Genomic DNA, 18067 nt, shown 5'->3' on the forward strand with positions numbered 1-18067 from the left:
GTACCACTTCAAAGGCAATCCCTGTCGGCTATGCGGGGCACATCCAAAGCGCAAAACTACACAACACAAAGGCCCCACGCACTGACTCAGTGAGAATCACTGGTCAACACGTGGGGCCTTGCTCGCCGTCCGGAGCACCTAACCTAGGTGCTCACTGGCCGGTTATTACTTGCGACGTCGCTTCACTACCATGCTCAACGCAACGCCCAGGGCGAGGAAAATCGCTCCGAGCCACATGACGAGCTGGAATGCAGCAACACCGGTCTGCGCGAGGGCCTTGCGTACCGGTCCCTTATTGGTGGACTGATCGGCACGGGCAGCAGGCTGTCCCTTAGCCGGCTGGGCTGGGTCAATGCCCTTCTGTGGGCCATTGGCGCCCTTGGCGGCACCATCTGCCGGAGCGGCAGGCGCAGCTGGAGCTGGAGCGGCAGGTGCGGCTGGAGCCGCAGGAGCCGGAGCATTCCCAGCAGAGCTACCTGGGATGTTCGAGGACAGGTCCGGAAGCTTACCGATGGTGGCGGTGCTCGACAGGCCATCGGAGCTACCGATCGCACCGTGAATCAATCCACCTGCGACCACACCACCGATGATGATCGCGATGATGTCGCCATCAGAAGATCCTGCAGGTGGCGGGGTCGGCTTATCGGCCTTGTCCACCTTGACCACCACAACAGCATGGTCGACGGTGCCGTCAGGATAGGTGATGTCTACCGTCACGGAGCCTTCACTACCTGGAACCGCGTTCTCACCTGGGGTTACAGTTACAGCGCCGGTGGTTGGGTCGACGGTGGCAGTCCAGCCGTCCGGCAAGGTGTTCTTATCGATCTCAAACTTGGTGCCAGTTGGCAGCTTGGTGTCCCCAGTTTGGCCGATGGTGACTGGCTTTCCTGGCTGTGCCGTTTCTGGCTGGTAGCCAGGCTCGTTGGTAGCGGCGTCCGTAGGCGTCGGAACTGGAGGAACTGGAGGAACTGGGTTGTTCACTGTCAGTCGGGCCACGGCTACGTCCATCGTGCCATCCGGGTAGGTGACGATCACTGGTATCGACACTTCGGTTCCGTCGAGCGCATCGCTCGGCGCAGTGGCAGAAACGGTGCCATCAGCACCAATGGTGATGATCCAGCCCTTTGCGGTGAGTTCCGCGAGGACATCACTACGCAGCTCGAACGTGGTGCCTGCTGGAGCATTGGTCAGGCCCTTGATCGGCAGCACGGCCGAGGTACCAGGAGTGACCTTCTCCGGATCGTAGGACGGATCGAACTGGGCGTTGATGTTCGTAGCCGTCTTAGCGACCTCGACATTCACCGTTTGCGTCACCGGCTGCTTGCCCGGCAGCGTGGTGGTGACGGTAATCGGGTAGGTTCCGGCTGGGGTTCCCGCAGGGACCGTGACGTTGATCGTGCCGTCAGGCTCGACGGTGACAACGCTACCTGTCGGCAACTGAGACTTATCAACCTTAATTTCGGTTCCCGCGGGTGGGATGCCCGGTTTGCCGTCGATAAGCGGGGCAATTGGGGTTGCCACGCCTGGGGTCGCGGGCACGGTGCTTGGGTAGGTGATGGACTCAGCGGTCTTTCCTGGCACGGTGATCAGGACGGTCTCGGTCTCCGGAGGCATGCCCGGCACCGTGATGGTCACGACCACTGGGTAAGTTCCGGCTGGCGCGTCGGTCGGCAGGTTGACGGTGATCTTGCCGTCGGTGCCTACGTTGATCGTCGAGCCGTTCGGCAGACCGGAGCCGTTCGCGGAAATCACGGTGCCACCTGGGATAGCGCCACCGTTACCGTTCACGGTAGGCGTGAGGACCACGGGTTCCGACGGCTTAGCGACGACAGTATCCACATAGTCGATATTGGCGGTAGGCAGCGTCGTTGCTGGGGTACCCACCGTGACGGTGACCGGAACCGTATCCACGGAGCCATCTGGATAGGTCGCGGAGACTGTGAGGTGAACTTCGGTGCCTGGTGCGGCACCCGCTGGGGAGGTGACCTTAACTTCGCCGGTGGCTGGGTCGATGGTAGCGGTCCAGCCGGTTGGCAAGGTGGAGGTGTCCACTGTGAAAACAGTACCGGCAGGGATCTGCGCCTCGCCCGTCTGTGGGATAGCAACCGTCGCCCCTGGCTGAACACCGGCTGGAATGTAAGCCGGGTTCTGGTTATCCGCGATAAGCGGGGTGGTCACCGTCGGGTTATTGGCGGTGAAGTGTGCGATCGCCACATCTTGGGTGCCGTCCGGGTAGGTGACCGTCACTGCAATGTCAGCGATGGTGCCATTCGGCGCGCTGGCTGGTGCAGTTGCTGTCACAGTGCCGGTGGCAGGATCGACAGAAATCATCCAGCCTTGCGCGGTCCAAGCATCCAGGATTGCCTGGCTGATTGCGTACTTGGTGCCCGCAGGGGCATTAGTCATGCCTTGAACCGGGCTTTGCGTAGCGACGCCCACCGGTGCAGTCACCGTGTTGTACGCAGGCGTGAACGCGCTGTTCTGCGCGTCCGGAGGCGTAACAACCTCTGCTGGTGGCACCGTCACCGTGATCACTTCCGTGATCGGATCCTGGCCCGGAACCTTGACCACAACGGTCACGGTGTAATCGCCTGGTGCAGTACCCGTCGGCACAGTCACGGTGACCTTGCCGGTGCTATCCACCGTTGCGGTGGCTGGGCTCGGCAACGTGGTGTCGGTGATCTCGTAGGTTGCCCCAGCTGGATCGCCGACAACGGTCGGAGTGACCGTCGTTGGGGTTCCTGGCTTCACGGTCGTCGCTGGTGGGTAGTCCACCACGACGGTTCCTGCTGGCGCAATCGTGACCGGGACGTTGACAACTTCCGAGCTGCCGTCTGGGTAGGTGACGGTCACTGGAATGGAGACGTTACCTGGGATGACATCGCGGCCTGGGGTCAGCGTGATGGAACCATCTGGATTGACGGTTGCCCATGCTGGCACACCGGTGGCTGGCGTGTAGGTGACCGTACCGTTGACCGGGTTGGTCAAGGTCGGTGCCGGTACTGTTGCGGTGGCACCAGCTGGGACGGTGGTCGGGACGTAGATCGGCTGCGTGGTGTCCGCTTGCTTTGGCGCCTCACCCACCGTGATGGTGAAGGTTTCCTTCGTCTCGTGTCCAGCGGAATCGGTGACGGTGACCGTCACTGGGTAGGTTCCCGCGGTCGTAGGAGTACCGGTGATTTCGCCGGTAGCTGGGTTATAGGTGACGCCAGCAGGCAGTCCGGTCACTTCGGTGGTCACTGGGGTTGAATCGGTTGCCACAACGCGGATCGGTGCGATTGGCGTGTTTACAGTGCCGGTTTGGTCATCGATCGGCGTGATGACTGGGCTGTCAGTATCAGTTACCGCTACCGGATTCACCGTGACGGTAAACGTCACCGAGTTGCGGTTACCAGCGGTATCAACGGCAGTCACCGTGATTGGGTACGTACCAACAGCTGTCGGGGTGCCGGAGATCGTGTTGGTAGCCGGATCATAGGTGACGCCATTGGGCAAACCGGCTACCGACGTGGTGTACGTCGATGCATCCGAGACACCTGGCACGACCGGGGTGATGGCCTGTCCCAGGGTAATGGTCTGATTACCGATGGCCTGGATTTGTGGAGCCGTCGTATCAGCTACAGCAGCTGGGTCAGTGACCACGACAGTCACGTTCACAGTGTCGCGGGTGCCATCCGGGTACGTGACCACAATTGGGATCACGTAGGAACCAGGCTTGACGGTGGCATCTGGGCTCAGCGTGATCGAACCGTCTGGGTTCACGGTTGCCCACGGAGCGGTGTCTGGTTGAGCAGGATCCTTAGCCACGGTGGTGCCCGCCGGCAGTGGATTGGTTTCCACAGCTGGGGTGCGCGGATCATCAAAAGTCGGTGCCGGTACGCCGGTGAATCCACCTGGCGCAACTGGGGTGCCCTGCTGGTAGATCGGCGTATTCACGTCGTTGTGAGCTGGCGGCTGAACAGTGACGTTGAACGTGACGGAAACCTGGTTACCGGCTTGATCGAAGGCCGTGACGGTGACTGGGAACGTTCCAGTCACGGTCGGGGTGCCCGTAATCAGACCAGATACAGGGTCGAAGGTCAGTCCAGCAGGCAATCCTTGTATGGTCAGGGCTGGAGCGACGTCGGAATCATCAGTTCCGGTGATCTTCAATGGTGGGATCTGCACACCATTGGTGTATGTCTGATCCGCGATCGGATCGATCTTCGGTGCGGTGGTGTCCCCTGCAGCAGCAGGCGAGGCGACATAAACCGGCACGTTGACCGTGTCGTTGGTGCCGTCAGGGTAGGTAACGGTCACTGGGATTTGGATGAGGCCAGCTGGAGTTCCTGCTGGTGGCTGGACCGAGATCGAGCCATCAGGATTGATAGTAACCCACGTTGGTGTCGCCGGATCCACTGTGAAAGTGGTCCCTGCCGGCATTGGGTTGGTTTCCACCGCGCTGGTGTTCGGGTCATCGAACGTCGGTGCAGGCACAACTGCCGGTTGGGCTGCACCGGCAACCACAGAGGTGTCCGTACGATAAACAGGATCATTGGTTACGGTCTTGGCCACTGGGGTGACCGTCACCGTTGCAATAGCGGTGTCGGTGGTGCCATCGGCATACTTGACCGTCACTGGAATTGAGTACGTTCCCGGCGCGACGTCTGGGGTCGGAGTGACAGTAATGGAGCCGTCAGGATTGACCGTAGCCCATGTTGGTGCACCCTGGGCAGCGGTGAAGGTAGTACCTGCCGGTGCTGGCAGCGACTCGTAGGTGCCGCTGTTGTCGACGTCGAAGACTGGTGGCGCGATCGTGGTCGTGCCATTTTCCGGAACGGTGTAGTTGCCGTCGTAACGCGGCGTGTTGGCGGTTGCCGACGGGATCTGGTTGACGTAGATAGTAAACGTCGTGCTGGTCTGGTTGCCCTGGGTATCGGTAGCGGTGACCGTCACCAGGTAGTTACCGGACTTTTCTGGGGTGCCGGAAATGACGCCGGTGGCTGGGTCGAAGGTTACGCCTGCTGGGAGACCGGACACATTAAGGTTCGGCGCAGTCTCCGAGTCATCGGTTGCCTTGATAGTGATCGGGGTGATGGCCGTGCCTGGGTCAATTGTCTGGTCAGCGATTGGGTCGATCACGGGTGCGGTGTTGTCCGCAGTTACGGTGAGTGGCACCTTCACGATTTCTTGAGAGCCATCTGGGTAACGGACCAATACGGCAACGTCGTACGTGCCAGGGGCAACGCGGTAGTCCGGGTTGGCGGTGATGCTGCCATCAGCGTTGACAACAATCCACGGCGGAGTAGGCATTGCTGTCCCATTGAATACGGTGCCTTCAGGGGCGGCTTCAAATGTGGTGCCAGCTGGTGCTTTATTGGTCTCAACACCCGGGGTTGTTGGATCATCGAAGGTTGGTACTGGCACGTTGGCAACAGTGCCGACTGGGATAGCCGGAACTGGGGCGTAGATGGCATTGTGCGTCGAGTTGTAGTCGGTGACAGTGATGACGAAGGTGGTAGTGGTCTTGTTACCCGCAGCGTCCACTGCCGTGACGGTAATTGGGTAGCTGCCTGGATTGACAGGCGTACCGGTGATTTCGCCGGTTGCTGGATCGAAGGTCAGGTCTGCAGGCAGGCCGGAGACGGCAAGGGTAGGTGTGCCGTTGTCGTCGGTGGCGGTGATCTTGATCGGTGTGATCGGGCTCCCCACTGGCGTGGTCACATCTGCGATCGTAGAAACGGTTGGAGGTGTCGTATCAGCCGGTACGTCCGGCGCGACAACCACGACCGTTACCGGCACAGTATCGGTGGATCCGTCGGGGTAGGTGACAACGACATCGAAAGTAACCGGACCGGCTGGAACAGTAGCGTCCGGCGCGATGGTAACCGATCCGTCAGGGTTCACGGTTGCCCAGGCAGGAACAGTGGTTCCTGGGGTGAACGTTGTATCAGCTGGGGCTGGGGCGGTCTCCACTGCTGCAGTCGTCGGGTCATCGAAGGTAGGTGCTGGCACAGTCGCAGAATTACCACCGGTAACCGCCGTGCCCTGTTCATAGTTCGGAGTGTTGCTATCCGTCAGCGGAGCCGGCGTGACAGTCAGCGTCCACTCGATGGTGGTCGAATTGCCGGAAGGATCAGTAACGATCACCGGAATGACGTAGGTGCCAGGGGTATCCGTGGTACCGGAGATCGTGTTGGTTGCTGGATCGAAAAGGATACCGACCGGCAGGTTTGGCACGGTCACAGTCAGAGGCGCGCCCGAATCATCGGTGGCCTTGACGACGACCGGTGCAATCGGATCGCCTGCATGCACAGTTTGATCCGCGATGGGATCAACAGTTGGCACAGTGGTATCTACCGGGTAGACCTCAATGTTGAAGATCTTGGTGGTGGTATTGCCCGCAGCATCGGTGGCGGTCACGGTAATCGGGAAGGTGCCCGTTACCGTTGGAATGCCGGTGATCTGGTTGGTGGCCGGATCAAACACCAGGTCTGCTGGCAACCCGTCCACGGTGCTCTCTGGAGCTTCGCCGTTTTGGTCCGAAGCCGTGATGGTGATTGGCTGGATCGGCTGGTTGACCGGTGTGGATATATCCTCAATCGGTGCGAGCACTGGTGCGGTGGTATCGGAAGCCAAGACGTCCACGACGACCGTCGCGGTCGTGGTGTTGCCGGCGGCATCGGTGGCGGTGACAGTGATGGTTGTCGGGCCGACCACGGTTGGGGTGCCGGAAATGATGCCGGTCGCCGGGTCGTAGGTCATGCCGTCGCTCAAGCCGGAGACGGTGATCGTCGGTGCTACACCTGAATCATCGGTAGCTTTTACCGTGATTGGCGCCATTGCGGTACCGACGGTTACTTCTTGGTTCGGCATCGGTTGGATAACCGGAGCGGTTGTATCCAGCGGCGCATTGACCGGGATGACAGTAAGCGTGGTGTTGTCGACATGTGCTGCGATCACGGTGCCGTCGGCAAGCGTGATGTCGTATGTGACAACAACGTTGCTGGTGTCCTGGGCGGTTGGGGTGCCGGTAACCAAACCGGTCGCTGGGTCGAAGCTTAGGCCAGCCGGCAGCCCGGTGACCTTCATATTGCTCACGGTTGCGCCTGCTGGCAGACCCACTGGGGTTACCGGTTGGGAATACGCTATGCCTACTTGCCCATTAGGGAAGGTGGTGTCCGTGATGATGATCGGCTTCGTGCGCTGCAGCGTAGAAGTAGTTCCATCGGCTGCGGTGACCGTGGCGGTCACGGTGACGTTCGTTGTGCCCGGCGCGGTTGGGGTGCCAGTGATGGCGCCAGTCTTAGGGTCGATAACCAAACCTGCAGGCAGACCGGAAGCGGCATAAGTTACCGTTGCTCCCGCCGGCGGAATGACGGTTGCTTGGCCCTGGTAGGCATCGCCAACTGAGCCGGCTGGGAAATTGGTGGTGAACGGCAAGGCGATGAAAGAGTCAGCCTCGCTCAACTGACCAGCTGCGTTGATGAGGTATGCCGTGTAGATGGTTGGCGCACTGAGGTCCGCCGGGACGGTGAAGTCACAGGACGGGATCGTTGCGCCGACCACAGCGACTGGCGCACAAGTCTTGACTACTTTGCCTGAAGGGTCCCGCCATTCGATGGAGTACTTAGTACCCTCCGAAAGGCCGGTCGTCTTAGTTACCGCGGTGTCGCCCGGGCCAGCCGGCATGGTGGTGCTGTTGAAGTTAGGGATATCGAAGGCCTTGTCGGCCGGATACATGGCGAAGTCCACACCGTTAGCACCGTTAAGGACTGTTACACCTGTACCAGCACCAGCGTCCAGCGGGTTCTGGAAGAGCGCATCCTGGAAGGAGCTCATCCGCACGTCATAGGCGTTGCTCGGCAGGGGGTACACGTACATATAATCCGTGTTCACGTGCTTGGAATTAAGCGCTCCTGCAGACCAAATACCTGTGGTCGCATTCGGTACCAATGCACCATAGGTGCCGGCGTTCGAGATGCCTTTCCACGTGCGTGAATCGCCCCAAAGACCGTTGAACTGCGCGTAGTAGCGCCCACTCGCATCGGTGGTGGCCACGACAGATTCAGCAATGGCGGATTGGCCGGTGCTGGATTCGTAGGCAGAGATGATCTGTTGCTGAGCGGCTTTCAATTGGTCGCGTGTGTAGCCGTTGTTGGCAGACTTCCAGGCGTCGATACGGCGTGAGACCTCGTCGTTGAGGTAGGAGGCAACCACTTGAACACCTGGGACTACCGGATCGCCACCGGCGGTGGGGTAGCTGGGAGCTCCGGCAACGAAGTTTTGGTCGACGAAGACGATGCCCGAGACAAAACCAGCATCATCTTTCGGCTGGGTCGGTAGCGGAGTAGGTGAGGCCAACCAGCCGGCTGGGCGCTCATTGAGCGCGAACAGGTTGTTCGTCACCGTCTTGGTGGCTAGGTCCCACGAGTTTGCGATACGGCCGGTCGAGGAGGACAACGTACCGTTGGCCTCTTGGAACGAGATGTAGTACTTCGACTGATCCGGGTTGACCACCCAGGTGCTGAGTCGCTCTGCCGGGATCGCATCGAAGGTGTGCGTCTTGCCATTGGCATCAACCCACGGCTGCATATAAATGGAGTAGTCGCCATTGGCGTTGGTGGTGCTCACGTAGGTCGGCGATACTGCGCCATCTTCGTCAACCCAGTACGACTTCACGGTGACGCCGGACATCCGCACATCGTCACCATTGATGACGGTGCCCCAGCCGGATCGATCGAGGAACACGGTGCCGTTGACAGTGCTGGTTCCGTTCGCGGTACCTGGCGAGACAATTTCGCCAGCCATGAGGGTGGCGGCTTCTGCGGTGGTGGGCTCACCCATGTGGCCGACGACAACAATGCCGGTGGCGACAGCCGCTACCGTTGCTAGACCGGCAGCAAACGGCTTGATTCGATCCACAAAAGAAATTCCGCGCATGGCGCGGGCGGATACGGGCGGGGTGACGGAAGCCGAGGCTTCCGAGTGGGGCAAGTTATTCATAGTTCCTTTTCTAACTCCTGAATTAAGAAGTGTTGATTAGAACAGTATCAGCGCGCACCCTAGATTTCTCTACTTAATTTTCGCTGAATAAACAGCCATAATTGCCCCCGTCACACTTCTGATGACGTTCCTAAGACGAATTGGGCCCAACAGTCCGTGGACTACCCCCGTTCCTGGCGAAGCACCCTTGGTTGGCGCACTAAAACCACAACATCGCGGGGAGAATAATTAAACTCGCTACACCTGAATTAAACTCCTAAAACCACCGTTCAAGCACGGCAGCCACCCCGCTATCGTTATTGGACCGCGTAACACTATCTGCAGCTTCCTGCACCTCGGGCACTGCGTTTGCCATCGCCACACCGAATCCCGCCCAGCGCAGCATGTCGCAGTCATTTGGCATATCACCGAAAGCCACCACGTCTGCGGCCGCGACACCTATCGACGCCGCAATGTAGGCCACCCCTCGCGCTTTAGTTACCCCTGGCGCCGAGACTTCCACCAAACCGTCTGGAATCGAAAATGTCGTGTGAGCAAGCTCTCCCGGTATCAGGGGCGCCAGTACGTCGAAGATTTGTGCTGAGGTGAGCTGTTCGTTTCGGATCAGCAGTTTAATGGCGGGATGCGAGCAGAGTTGAGCAAGCGGGGCCGTCGCATGGCCTTCCGAAACCCAGGCGGGTACGTAATCAGGGGAAACAAGAAACAGCTCTGATTCATCAGCCCAGGCTGAGTCCCCACTGCGTTCCACCGCGAAGCTAGCGCCACCGAAAGGTGCTAGGCCCCTCGTGGCGATCTCCACCACTTGACACAAGGTGTCCGGTGCGAGCGCTGCTACATCCAGCATGGTGTCGGTGGCGGAGTCGTAGACGATCGCGCCGTTTGCACACACACAAATCGGGTAGAGATCCAACTGTTCCAGCACCGGAGCAATCCACCTGGGTGGACGGCCGGTGGCCAGGGCGAACTGCGCTCCGGCAGAAACCGCTCTACGGATGACTGCTCGGACATCTGCGGGGATGCGCTCGCGGTCGTCGAGAAGCGTGCCGTCAACATCGCAACAAATGAGCTGAGGCCTACCGCTCACGCCGCTCCTGTCCAAAAGCCTCCATGCGGGCCTTGAGGCGCGCGATCCACCCTCGTGACATCAGCACGTCCATCGCTTTGCGATCGGCTCGAATGTCAATCTTGCGGATTCGTTTCGCACGGGTGCGCGCTTTCTTAGCTGCGCGCAATTCACGTTCCTCGCGGGTCAACAGCTCAGCGCGTTCCGGCGTGGGGGCGGAGCCACCAAGGGATTCCGGAAGCCAAGGCTCGCCCGATGCGAAGGGGCCAAAGAGCTCTTCATAGGCTGTTCGCACTTCGTCTAGCTGCGCGGACATCGTGGTGTGCAGGGTGGCGTTGTCGGCATCCGTATCACCGGTAACCGTGATTTCGTCGCCTACCTTGATCAAGATTGGGGTGTGTGATCGGCCCAAGTTTTTGGGGAGGTCTTTGGTCCAGAGACGCTGAGAACCCCAGATAGTCACTGGGATGAGAGGCACGTTTGCTGCATTTGCAATGCGCACGGCACCGGACTTAATTTCTTTGATCTCGAAGCTGCGAGAAATTGTTGCCTCGGGGAAGATCCCAACCAGGCTGCCTTTCTGCAGCTCCGCGACCGCGATATCAAGGGCGCTGCTCCCCTTTTCCCGGTCAACCGGAAGATGCCCCATTTTTCGCATCATGGCGCCTACGACGGGAGTATCGAAAATTTCTTTCTTGCTCATGTAACGAACAAGACGCCTGGAAGACACGTGAGCAGGGATCCCACCGAGGATGAAATCGAAATACCCCGTGTGGTTGAAGGCGAGCAATGCCCCACCCGAGGCAGGGATTTTCTCGGCCCCGTCGATGTAGATGCGCAAACCCTGAAAACGCATTATGAGCTGGGCAAGTCCCACGATGCGTCCATAGAACCCCTCCCTAGCCTCAGCGGTTTGAGGCTGGAGACCGGTGAAATCTGCGGGTACGTGCACATTACCTTTACGTTGGTAATTTGCAGAAGCCATGGCAATTACTTTATTGGTTCCAGGACTTCCTTGCCGACGAAAGGTCGCAGTGATTCCGGTACCAGCACCGAACCGTCAGCTTGCTGGTTATTTTCCAGGATGGCAACCAACCAGCGGGTGGTGGCTAACGTACCGTTCAGCGTGGCAGCAGTTTGTGCCTGACCGTTCTCGTCGCGGTAGCGGACACTCAGTCGACGCGCTTGGTAGGTGGTGCAGTTCGAGGTAGAGGTCAGTTCCCGGTACGTGTTTTGGGTTGGGATCCATGCCTCGGTGTCGAACTTGCGTGCTGCGGAGGACCCGAGATCGCCGCCGGCGACGTCGATAATGCGGTATGGCACCTCAACAGCGGAGAGCATGTCGCGTTCCATCTGCAACAACGCCTGGTGCTGCGCTTCGGCTTCCTCTGGCTTGCAGTAAACAAACATCTCCAGCTTGTCGAACTGGTGGACGCGCAAAATACCGCGGGTGTCCTTGCCGTAGGAACCTGCTTCTCGACGGAAGCAGCTGGACCAGCCCGCGTAGCGAATAGGACCATTGGCGAGGTCGATGATTTCGTCCTTGTGGTAGCCAGCCAACGCCACTTCGGAAGTACCTACCAGGAACAAGTCGTCCTTTTCCAGGTAGTAAACCTCGTCAGAGTGAGCACCGAGGAAGCCGGTTCCTTGCATGATTTCCGGGCGTACCAGCACTGGAGGGATCATCAGCTTGAAGCCGTTAGCGGTGGCTTTCTGTGCTGCAAGGTTCAGCATCGCCAGCTGCAACAGTGCGCCGTATCCTGTGAGGAAGTAGAAACGGGAACCGGAGATCTTGGTGCCACGCTCGGTGTCGATCAGGCCGAGGGATTCGCCGAGTTCCAGGTGATCCTTTGGCTCGAAGTCGAACTTGGTTGGCTCGCCGACATGTTCCAGGACCACGAAGTCATCTTCGCCTCCCGGTGGCGCACCGACCACAACATTGTCGATCTTGAGCTGCAGCTCGTTGACGGCATCTTCGGCGGCCTTCTGGGCGGCATCAGCTTCCTTGACCTTGGCTTTGAGTTCTTCGGAGCCCTTAAGCAGTTCGGCACGCTCTTCAGGGGCTGCCTGACCGATCGTCTTACCGAAGGACTTTTGTTCCGAACGCAGCTGATCCGCGGCAAGGATCGCAGCACGGCGACGTTCATCTGCGGCGATGAGTTCATCGACTAGTCCTGGATCCTCCCCTCGGGTCACCTGGGAGGCACGCACAACATCAGGATTTTCACGGAGGAATTTGAGATCAATCACGCTCACCAGCCTACCCCCTGTCAGCTCACAAGTGGCAACGGTTGGTATGTGACCAGTAACTCCCTTTCTCCCCTGCTGGTCATAACCAGCTAGCGTAGAGTTAAACGTATGACTGCCTCAAGTGACGCTTACTCGCTTCCGGTGCGCGCGCTGAACGACGCCACCAAGCCCAAGCACGCCCAGCTGCGGGAAATCCTCGAAGAGTACTGCACCTCCACTTTGCAGGCAGGCGACATGCTCCCTGGTGAGCGCATCCTCGAAGATCACTTCGGAGTGTCTCGGATTACCGTTCGCCGTGCTATCGGAGACCTCGTCGCAAGTGGAGTGCTCAAGCGAGCTAGGGGGAAAGGCACCTTCGTAGCTCCTTCTCCACTGGTCTCGCGACTGCACCTGGCTTCGTTTTCCCAGGAGATGGAAGCGCAGCAGCTCGCCTCGTCGTCGAAAATTCTGCTCTCCGCGCGGGCCTGCGCCCCGGAGGAAGTCTGTGTGTTCTTCGGCAGTGAGCCCTCCCGCTTCCACACGCATCTGCGCCGACTTCGGTTAGGCAATGGCCTGCCTTATGCCATCGACGACGCCTGGTACAACTCGGCTTACGTCCCTGACCTGCTCGAAAACGATGTGTATAACTCTGTGTACGCCATCCTCGGCACGGAATACGGCGTGCCCATCACCGATGCAATTCAGACTGCGACAGCCGTGGCCGCCGACGAGGAATGCGCCGCCCTTCTCGACGTGACCCCGGGCACCGCGCTGCTGAAGATTGTCCGCCAATCTCAATCGAATGGCCGACCTGTCGAGTGTTGCTCCTCTTTGTACCGAACGGATAGATACACCCTAAAAACCCAAGTCACCCGCGCTTAAGGGGGTCGGTGTATGCCGATTGAAGAGCAGTTAGGCACAATTGGAACCAATGAGTAGGAATAAGTCTTGGCGTAGTTCGGTCGCCGTGCGCACCTGTTTGGTGGCTGCACTGGCGGCTTCTTCCGGCATGATTGGTTATGAATGGGCCGGTGGTCAAGAACCTGAGTTGGCCCCGTCCTCCCCTACCCACGCCTCTACGCAAAAGTCTGCTCTAGCAGCCGCTCCTTTTACGACTGCCGATACTGGATCCTGCTTGACATGGGACATTAACCCAGATGGCAGCTTCGCCAACTTCGGCCAAACGGACTGCGCCAGTGAGCATCGCTTTGAGGTTTCTTCTCGCGAAAACTTGGCGGCCTACCCTTCGTCGGAATTCGGTCCGAATGCACCGGCGCCCGATTTGACCAGACAAGCTCAGCTGCGCGAAGAGCTATGTAAAGGCCCGACCACGGAATACCTTGGCGGCCGGTTTGATCCGCTGGGCCGTTACTCCATTGCGCCGATTTTGCCTCCTCGGGAAGCGTGGGCTGCCGGAGATCGCACCATGCTGTGTGGTGTGCAGGTCTCGGACACCAATGGGGTGCCTACCATTACGAAGGGCAAGGTCAACGATCAAGACCAGTCGCGCGTCTCCCAGGCGGGCGAGTGCATCGCTATCGATGCCTCCGGCGCATCACGCACGGTGGACTGCGGCACGGACCACCAATTCGAGGTGACTAAGGTCATCAACCTCGAGGAAGTTTTCCCTGATAAGGTTCCCACGGTTGAAGAGCAGGATGGCTACCTGCAGAAGCAGTGCACACAGGCGGCTTTGGACTACCTCGGTGGCGATGACGCACTCTACAACTCCACCCTGCAGGCGTTTTGGTCGACGGTCCCTACGAATTCCTGGATCGGTGGCTCGCATACCGTGAACTGTTCACTCTTTAAAGCATCGCGCGATGGCAAGCTTTCCACGCTCAAGGGCTCCGCGAAGGGAGCGTTCACCATCGATGGCGCGGCCCCACCACCGCAGCCGACTCGAAACCCGCTCCGGAAGCCATGATTGAGGTCTCCGAAGAACGCTTTGAGGAGCTGGTCGAGGGCGGTTTCGATCTCATCCCCGAACCGTTTTTGAACCACCTCCGCAACACCGTCGTTCTCATCGAAGACTTCCACCCATCCGGCCCCTTTGTATTGGGTTTATACGAGGGTGTGGCGTTACCCGACCGGACGTTCGACTTTTCCGGACACCTCCCCGACACGATCACCATCTACCGGGGCGCCCTCTGCCAATACTGTTCTACCGAAGAGGAACTCGTCCAGCAGGTGGCGATCACCGTCGTGCACGAAGTTGGCCACTACTTCGGATTGGATGACGACGAGCTTCACAACCTGGGGTGGGGCTAAATCTGCTGGTCGGTGTCGGCCCACCGCTCGAGCGTCCACTGCCCAAACGGAGCTTCGCCCGGGCGCAAGATGACGAAACGGCAGTTGGGCAGGTAGGCACCGAAGGCGAAGTCCGGGTCAACATCGGTGGCGTGTGTGGACACCGTACGGATTGCCGCGCCGTGAGATACGACGATGCAATCACGCTCCGCTAGAACGGGGATTAAGGACTCCAGTACTGGCTGGTAGCGAGCCAAAACTTCTAAGTAGTTCTCCCCTTCCGGCAGCCGTGCCTTTTCGTCGCCGTACAGCCAGCCATGGAAGGCTTGCGTGTACGTGGCGGCAGCTTCCTCGCCTTGTTGGCCTTCCATTGTTCCGGCGAAAATCTCGTGGATCCCGGTTCGGACGTCGATAGGCGTGCTGCCTTGAGCCAGGCCTAGGGCGACGTCGTAGGCGGCAGCGATGGCGACGGCGGTTTGTTGCGCGCGGATCGCGATGCTACTGACAATGTACGGAGCTGGGGCAATGCCGGTGAGCCCAACGAGATCTTCGCCAACAGCGGCGGCCTGTGAGCGCCCGAGGTCGGTTAGTTCGGCGCCGGGCGGGCGGGTGTCGAGTGTCCGCCGCTGGTTGTTGTAGGTCTGCCCGTGGCGGAGGAGGATGAGTCGGCCGGTCATGCTGGTTCTCCTGTCTGAAGGCGACGAATGAAGGCGTCGGCTGCGGCAAGCCGGGCCCTAGAATCGCATCCATTATCCCCTACTTGTGACGTGGCGGCAGGCCAGGAGCCAAGGAAGATCAGTTGCTCGGCGTGGAGGTAGAGGGCGCGGATTGCTTCGGCGACTGTGGTGTCGTCGATATGTCCGTGCAGGTCAGCAAAGAACCGGTAGGTGCCAAAGCTGGATTTGGTGGGTCGGGATTCGATTCGACTGAGATCCACGCCACGTACCGCAAATTCGTTGAGTGCCCGCACCAGCGACCCCGGCTCGTTCGGCAGCGTGAAGGCGACGGAAGTACGGTCGGATCCGGTGCGTTGTGGTGGCCGCCCGGCGAGCCCCACCCGCACGAACCTGGTGCGTGCGCCCTTGTGGTCCGCGACTTCGGCAGCGAGCGTGCGCAGCCCGTACATTTCTACCGCCCGGGCGGGGGCCGCTGCCACGTCTGCTTCGCCTTCGGCCACCATGCGCGCCGCGTCCGCGTTTGAAGATGCCGGCACGAACCGTACCCCCGGCATATTTTCTTTCACCCAGCCCTGCACCTGTTGCCACGCCACGGGATGCGTCACGAACGTCTCCGACACACCTGTGAACGACGGGCGAACCGCGATGGAAAAGGCCACGTCAAGGTCAATTTCGGCGTAGATCTGAAGGCCCTCGGTAGCGGCCAACGCATCGAAGGTTGGCGTGACAGGGCCGTCCACGGAGTTCTCGATTGCAACTACTGCGAATTCGGCCTCACGCGTCTGCACGCAAGCAAGCGCTGCGGCTGGTGACGACACCGGGATCAACGTGGCGCCGGGAACAAGGCGCGTCGCGGCGGCTTCGGTGAACGTGCCCTGGGGGCCGAGGAAGGCTACGGTGCTCATGGCTCCACCCTAATGCCCACACACTAAAGTTGAGTGCATGTTGCGCGACCAGCTTGAGGAGTTCTTCGACGCCGCCCTGGGCGAGCCGGCCTTCGCGCACCTCGCACCCGAGCTTGCTTTTCGACGCCTATCTGCTGGCCTCCCGTCCGGCAGGCTTTCCGGGCTGTTGCTTCCCATCAAGGATCTGACTCCGGTTGCGGGCATGCCATGCTCCTATGGATCAGCCTCCCGGGTCGTTTGGCAGGAGTCCGACCCGATTGTGTTAGAGCTGGAGCGACAGGGCGCCGTGATCGTCGGCAAGACGGCAACATCCGAGCTGGGCATGACTGCCTACACCGAGCCGGTGGGGCTTCCCGCGCCCTCGTGGCAAGGCCACACCCCGGGCGGTTCTTCTGGTGGCGCCGCGGTGGCAGTGGCATCGGGGCTGGTCCGGATTGCCCACGGCTCCGACGGTGGCGGTTCCCTTCGTGTCCCCGCTGCTGCGTGCGGGGTAGTGGGTTATAAACCGCCGCACAACTCGGCCGGTGGGAAGCTAACCGCGCAGGGTTTCATCTCTCGGACCGTAGCTGACCAGGCATTCATCCACGATCTCCCCTTAGCACCTTTGGGCCGCCCGCTCCGGGTGGGCGTGTTGCTCACGCCCCTGCATGGCTCGGGTTCGGTGTCCCCTGCCTGGCGATCCGCCGCCATTGCAGCCGCGGATGCACTTTCAGACCTGGGACATTCCGTGGTGGAAGTCGCCCCGGCATACGGCCCGGAACCTTTCGAGGCATTCTCCGATGTGCTCGCTGGCATGTGCCGCCGCATCACCGGATCGGCTTCCCCAATCGTGTCCTGGTTGCGCGCCCGTGGCCTGGCATTACCCGAAGCTCGACACGCGGAGGCCCTCGCCGTGTTCGAATCGGTTCCTGCCCAAGTCCTTCACGCTTGGCCTTTCGACGTCCTCCTCACGCCCACTCTGGCCTTCGACCCGCCCTCGGTCGGCTACTTTTCCTCGCTGGCCCCGGCGGACGACTTCGCCGAACAAACCCGCTGGACTCCGTGGGCTACGTTGTGCAATATCACCGGCTGGGCTGGCATCTCGATCCCCTTCGGCGGGCGATCGGTACACCTCTCCGCGCTCCGCTCCTCTCCTGCTGAGCTGCTGACTTTGGCCGCGGAGTTGGGTGCATGAGCTTATCGACGCACCGCCTTCGGCTAGAAATCCTCCTGGTCCTCACGCTCACCTTTGGCATGTCCGGCGTCCGATCTTTGCTGCGCCTGGTGGACTCGCTGACCCGCGGGCCTCTGAACTCGCAGACCACCACGTTGTATCAGCCCTCGGCCGCGTCAGCGTGGCTGGACGCCTCCCTGCAGCTCTGCTCTGCCCTAGTGCTTGTTGCCTGGGGCTGCCTGGGAGTGTTTCTGCTGGCCGGGGACCGAATTTTCTTGGCGCGCTACCGGTGGCGAGACTGGCTGCCCGGTGCTGGGTTGGCAGCTTTGATTGGGCTACCGGGACTTGCGCTGTACGTCGGCGCGGTAGCGTTTGGCTTTTCCAAGGAGGTAGTGCCATCCGCTTTGGAGGGCTGGTGGGCCCCGTTGGTGCTGTTGGTCTGGGCTTTTGCTAATGCGTTTGGCGAAGAGTTCATTGTGGTCGGCTGGCTCCAAACACGCCTCGAAGCGCTCGGGCTTTCTCCGTGGGCCGTTTTGGCCTGCTCCGCAGTCTTGCGAGGCTCCTACCACCTCTACCAGGGCATCTCCGCCGGTTTCGGCAACATCATCATGGGGCTACTCTTCGGATTCTACTTCCAGCGCACCAGGCGCGTCTGGCCTCTCGTGCTGGCGCACTTCCTCATCGACGCTGTGGCGTTTGTCGGGTATCAGGCTATTGGTGGGTTGGAAATTCCGCGGTTGAGGTAGGGGTATGTTGTGTCGCCGGCTTCTCGCCCGCTTGACAATATATCGCTTTTCGATAGTAT

The 18067-nt window shown here is 60.2% G+C and carries 11 protein-coding genes; 5 read left to right on the forward strand and 6 right to left on the reverse strand.

The window, feature by feature from the left end; genetic code table 11:
• Nucleotides 1-165 precede the first annotated feature (165 nt).
• The 4 genes from CEPID_RS11340 to serS all read right to left on the reverse strand — a co-directional run bounded on the left by CEPID_RS11340 (nucleotide 166) and on the right by serS (nucleotide 12298).
• Nucleotides 166-8985 carry a Rib/alpha-like domain-containing protein gene (locus CEPID_RS11340; protein WP_047241051.1) on the reverse strand — a complete coding sequence of 2940 codons (8820 nt, stop codon included), beginning with the start codon at nucleotides 8983-8985 and terminating at the stop codon, nucleotides 166-168.
• 256 nt (nucleotides 8986-9241) lie between these two features.
• Nucleotides 9242-10069 (reverse strand): Cof-type HAD-IIB family hydrolase, encoded by an 828-nt coding sequence (locus tag CEPID_RS11345; protein WP_047241052.1) that lies wholly within the window; start codon nucleotides 10067-10069, stop codon nucleotides 9242-9244.
• A complete protein-coding gene (locus CEPID_RS11350) occupies nucleotides 10059-11033 on the reverse strand; it encodes a lysophospholipid acyltransferase family protein (RefSeq protein WP_052843561.1) in 975 nt (324 codons plus the stop codon). The genes CEPID_RS11345 and CEPID_RS11350 overlap by 11 nt, the downstream gene beginning before the upstream one ends.
• 5 nt (nucleotides 11034-11038) lie before the next feature.
• Complete coding sequence (gene serS / locus CEPID_RS11355; RefSeq protein WP_047241053.1) at nucleotides 11039-12298, reverse strand: serine--tRNA ligase; 1260 nt, start codon at nucleotides 12296-12298, stop codon at nucleotides 11039-11041.
• A gap of 108 nt (nucleotides 12299-12406) precedes the next feature.
• Here serS and CEPID_RS11360 point away from each other — a divergent pair, with 108 nt between their 5' ends.
• The 3 genes from CEPID_RS11360 to CEPID_RS11370 are packed head-to-tail and all read left to right on the forward strand — an operon-like array spanning nucleotide 12407 to nucleotide 14548.
• Entirely contained in the window at nucleotides 12407-13159 is a 753-nt protein-coding gene (locus CEPID_RS11360; RefSeq protein WP_047241054.1) for a GntR family transcriptional regulator, read from the forward strand.
• A 49-nt stretch (nucleotides 13160-13208) separates the two neighbouring features.
• Nucleotides 13209-14204: a septum formation family protein gene (locus CEPID_RS11365; RefSeq protein ID WP_047241055.1), complete on the forward strand. Its 996-nt coding sequence runs from the start codon at nucleotides 13209-13211 to the stop codon at nucleotides 14202-14204.
• The gene (locus tag CEPID_RS11370; RefSeq protein WP_047241056.1) at nucleotides 14201-14548 is read left to right on the forward strand and encodes a metallopeptidase family protein; all 348 of its coding nucleotides are present in this window, start codon (nucleotides 14201-14203) and stop codon (nucleotides 14546-14548) included. Before CEPID_RS11365 ends, CEPID_RS11370 begins: the two co-directional genes overlap by 4 nt.
• Here CEPID_RS11370 and CEPID_RS11375 read toward each other — a convergent pair.
• Entirely contained in the window at nucleotides 14545-15204 is a 660-nt protein-coding gene (locus CEPID_RS11375) for a histidine phosphatase family protein (protein WP_047241057.1), read from the reverse strand. The two genes, CEPID_RS11370 and CEPID_RS11375, sit on opposite strands and share 4 nt — an antisense overlap.
• Nucleotides 15201-16109 (reverse strand): prephenate dehydratase, encoded by a 909-nt coding sequence (gene pheA, locus CEPID_RS11380; protein ID WP_047241058.1) that lies wholly within the window; start codon nucleotides 16107-16109, stop codon nucleotides 15201-15203. The genes CEPID_RS11375 and pheA overlap by 4 nt, the downstream gene beginning before the upstream one ends.
• Before the next feature lie 37 nt (nucleotides 16110-16146).
• Between pheA and CEPID_RS11385 the strand changes: the two genes are divergently transcribed.
• Together CEPID_RS11385 and CEPID_RS11390 are read left to right on the forward strand one after the other, a co-directional pair.
• The gene (locus CEPID_RS11385; protein ID WP_047241059.1) at nucleotides 16147-17283 is read left to right on the forward strand and encodes an amidase; all 1137 of its coding nucleotides are present in this window, start codon (nucleotides 16147-16149) and stop codon (nucleotides 17281-17283) included.
• Nucleotides 17280-18008, forward strand: a complete 729-nt coding sequence (locus tag CEPID_RS11390; protein WP_047241060.1) for a CPBP family intramembrane glutamic endopeptidase — start codon at nucleotides 17280-17282, stop codon at nucleotides 18006-18008. The genes CEPID_RS11385 and CEPID_RS11390 overlap by 4 nt, the downstream gene beginning before the upstream one ends.
• The last annotated feature ends 59 nt before the right edge of the window (nucleotides 18009-18067 follow it).

The organism is Corynebacterium epidermidicanis, assembly GCF_001021025.1.
Classification (GTDB): domain Bacteria; phylum Actinomycetota; class Actinomycetes; order Mycobacteriales; family Mycobacteriaceae; genus Corynebacterium; species Corynebacterium epidermidicanis.

Coding starts and splice junctions, on each gene's coding strand:
- CEPID_RS11340 (WP_047241051.1), bottom strand. CDS start 8,985: ATGAATAACTTGCCCCACTCGGAAGCCTCGGCTTCCGTCACCCCGCCC.
- CEPID_RS11350 (WP_052843561.1), bottom strand. CDS start 11,033: ATGGCTTCTGCAAATTACCAACGTAAAGGTAATGTGCACGTACCCGCA.
- CEPID_RS11360 (WP_047241054.1), top strand. CDS start 12,407: ATGACTGCCTCAAGTGACGCTTACTCGCTTCCGGTGCGCGCGCTGAAC.
- CEPID_RS11365 (WP_047241055.1), top strand. CDS start 13,209: ATGAGTAGGAATAAGTCTTGGCGTAGTTCGGTCGCCGTGCGCACCTGT.
- CEPID_RS11370 (WP_047241056.1), top strand. CDS start 14,201: ATGATTGAGGTCTCCGAAGAACGCTTTGAGGAGCTGGTCGAGGGCGGT.
- CEPID_RS11375 (WP_047241057.1), bottom strand. CDS start 15,204: ATGACCGGCCGACTCATCCTCCTCCGCCACGGGCAGACCTACAACAAC.
- pheA (WP_047241058.1), bottom strand. CDS start 16,109: ATGAGCACCGTAGCCTTCCTCGGCCCCCAGGGCACGTTCACCGAAGCC.
- CEPID_RS11385 (WP_047241059.1), top strand. CDS start 16,147: ATGTTGCGCGACCAGCTTGAGGAGTTCTTCGACGCCGCCCTGGGCGAG.
- CEPID_RS11390 (WP_047241060.1), top strand. CDS start 17,280: ATGAGCTTATCGACGCACCGCCTTCGGCTAGAAATCCTCCTGGTCCTC.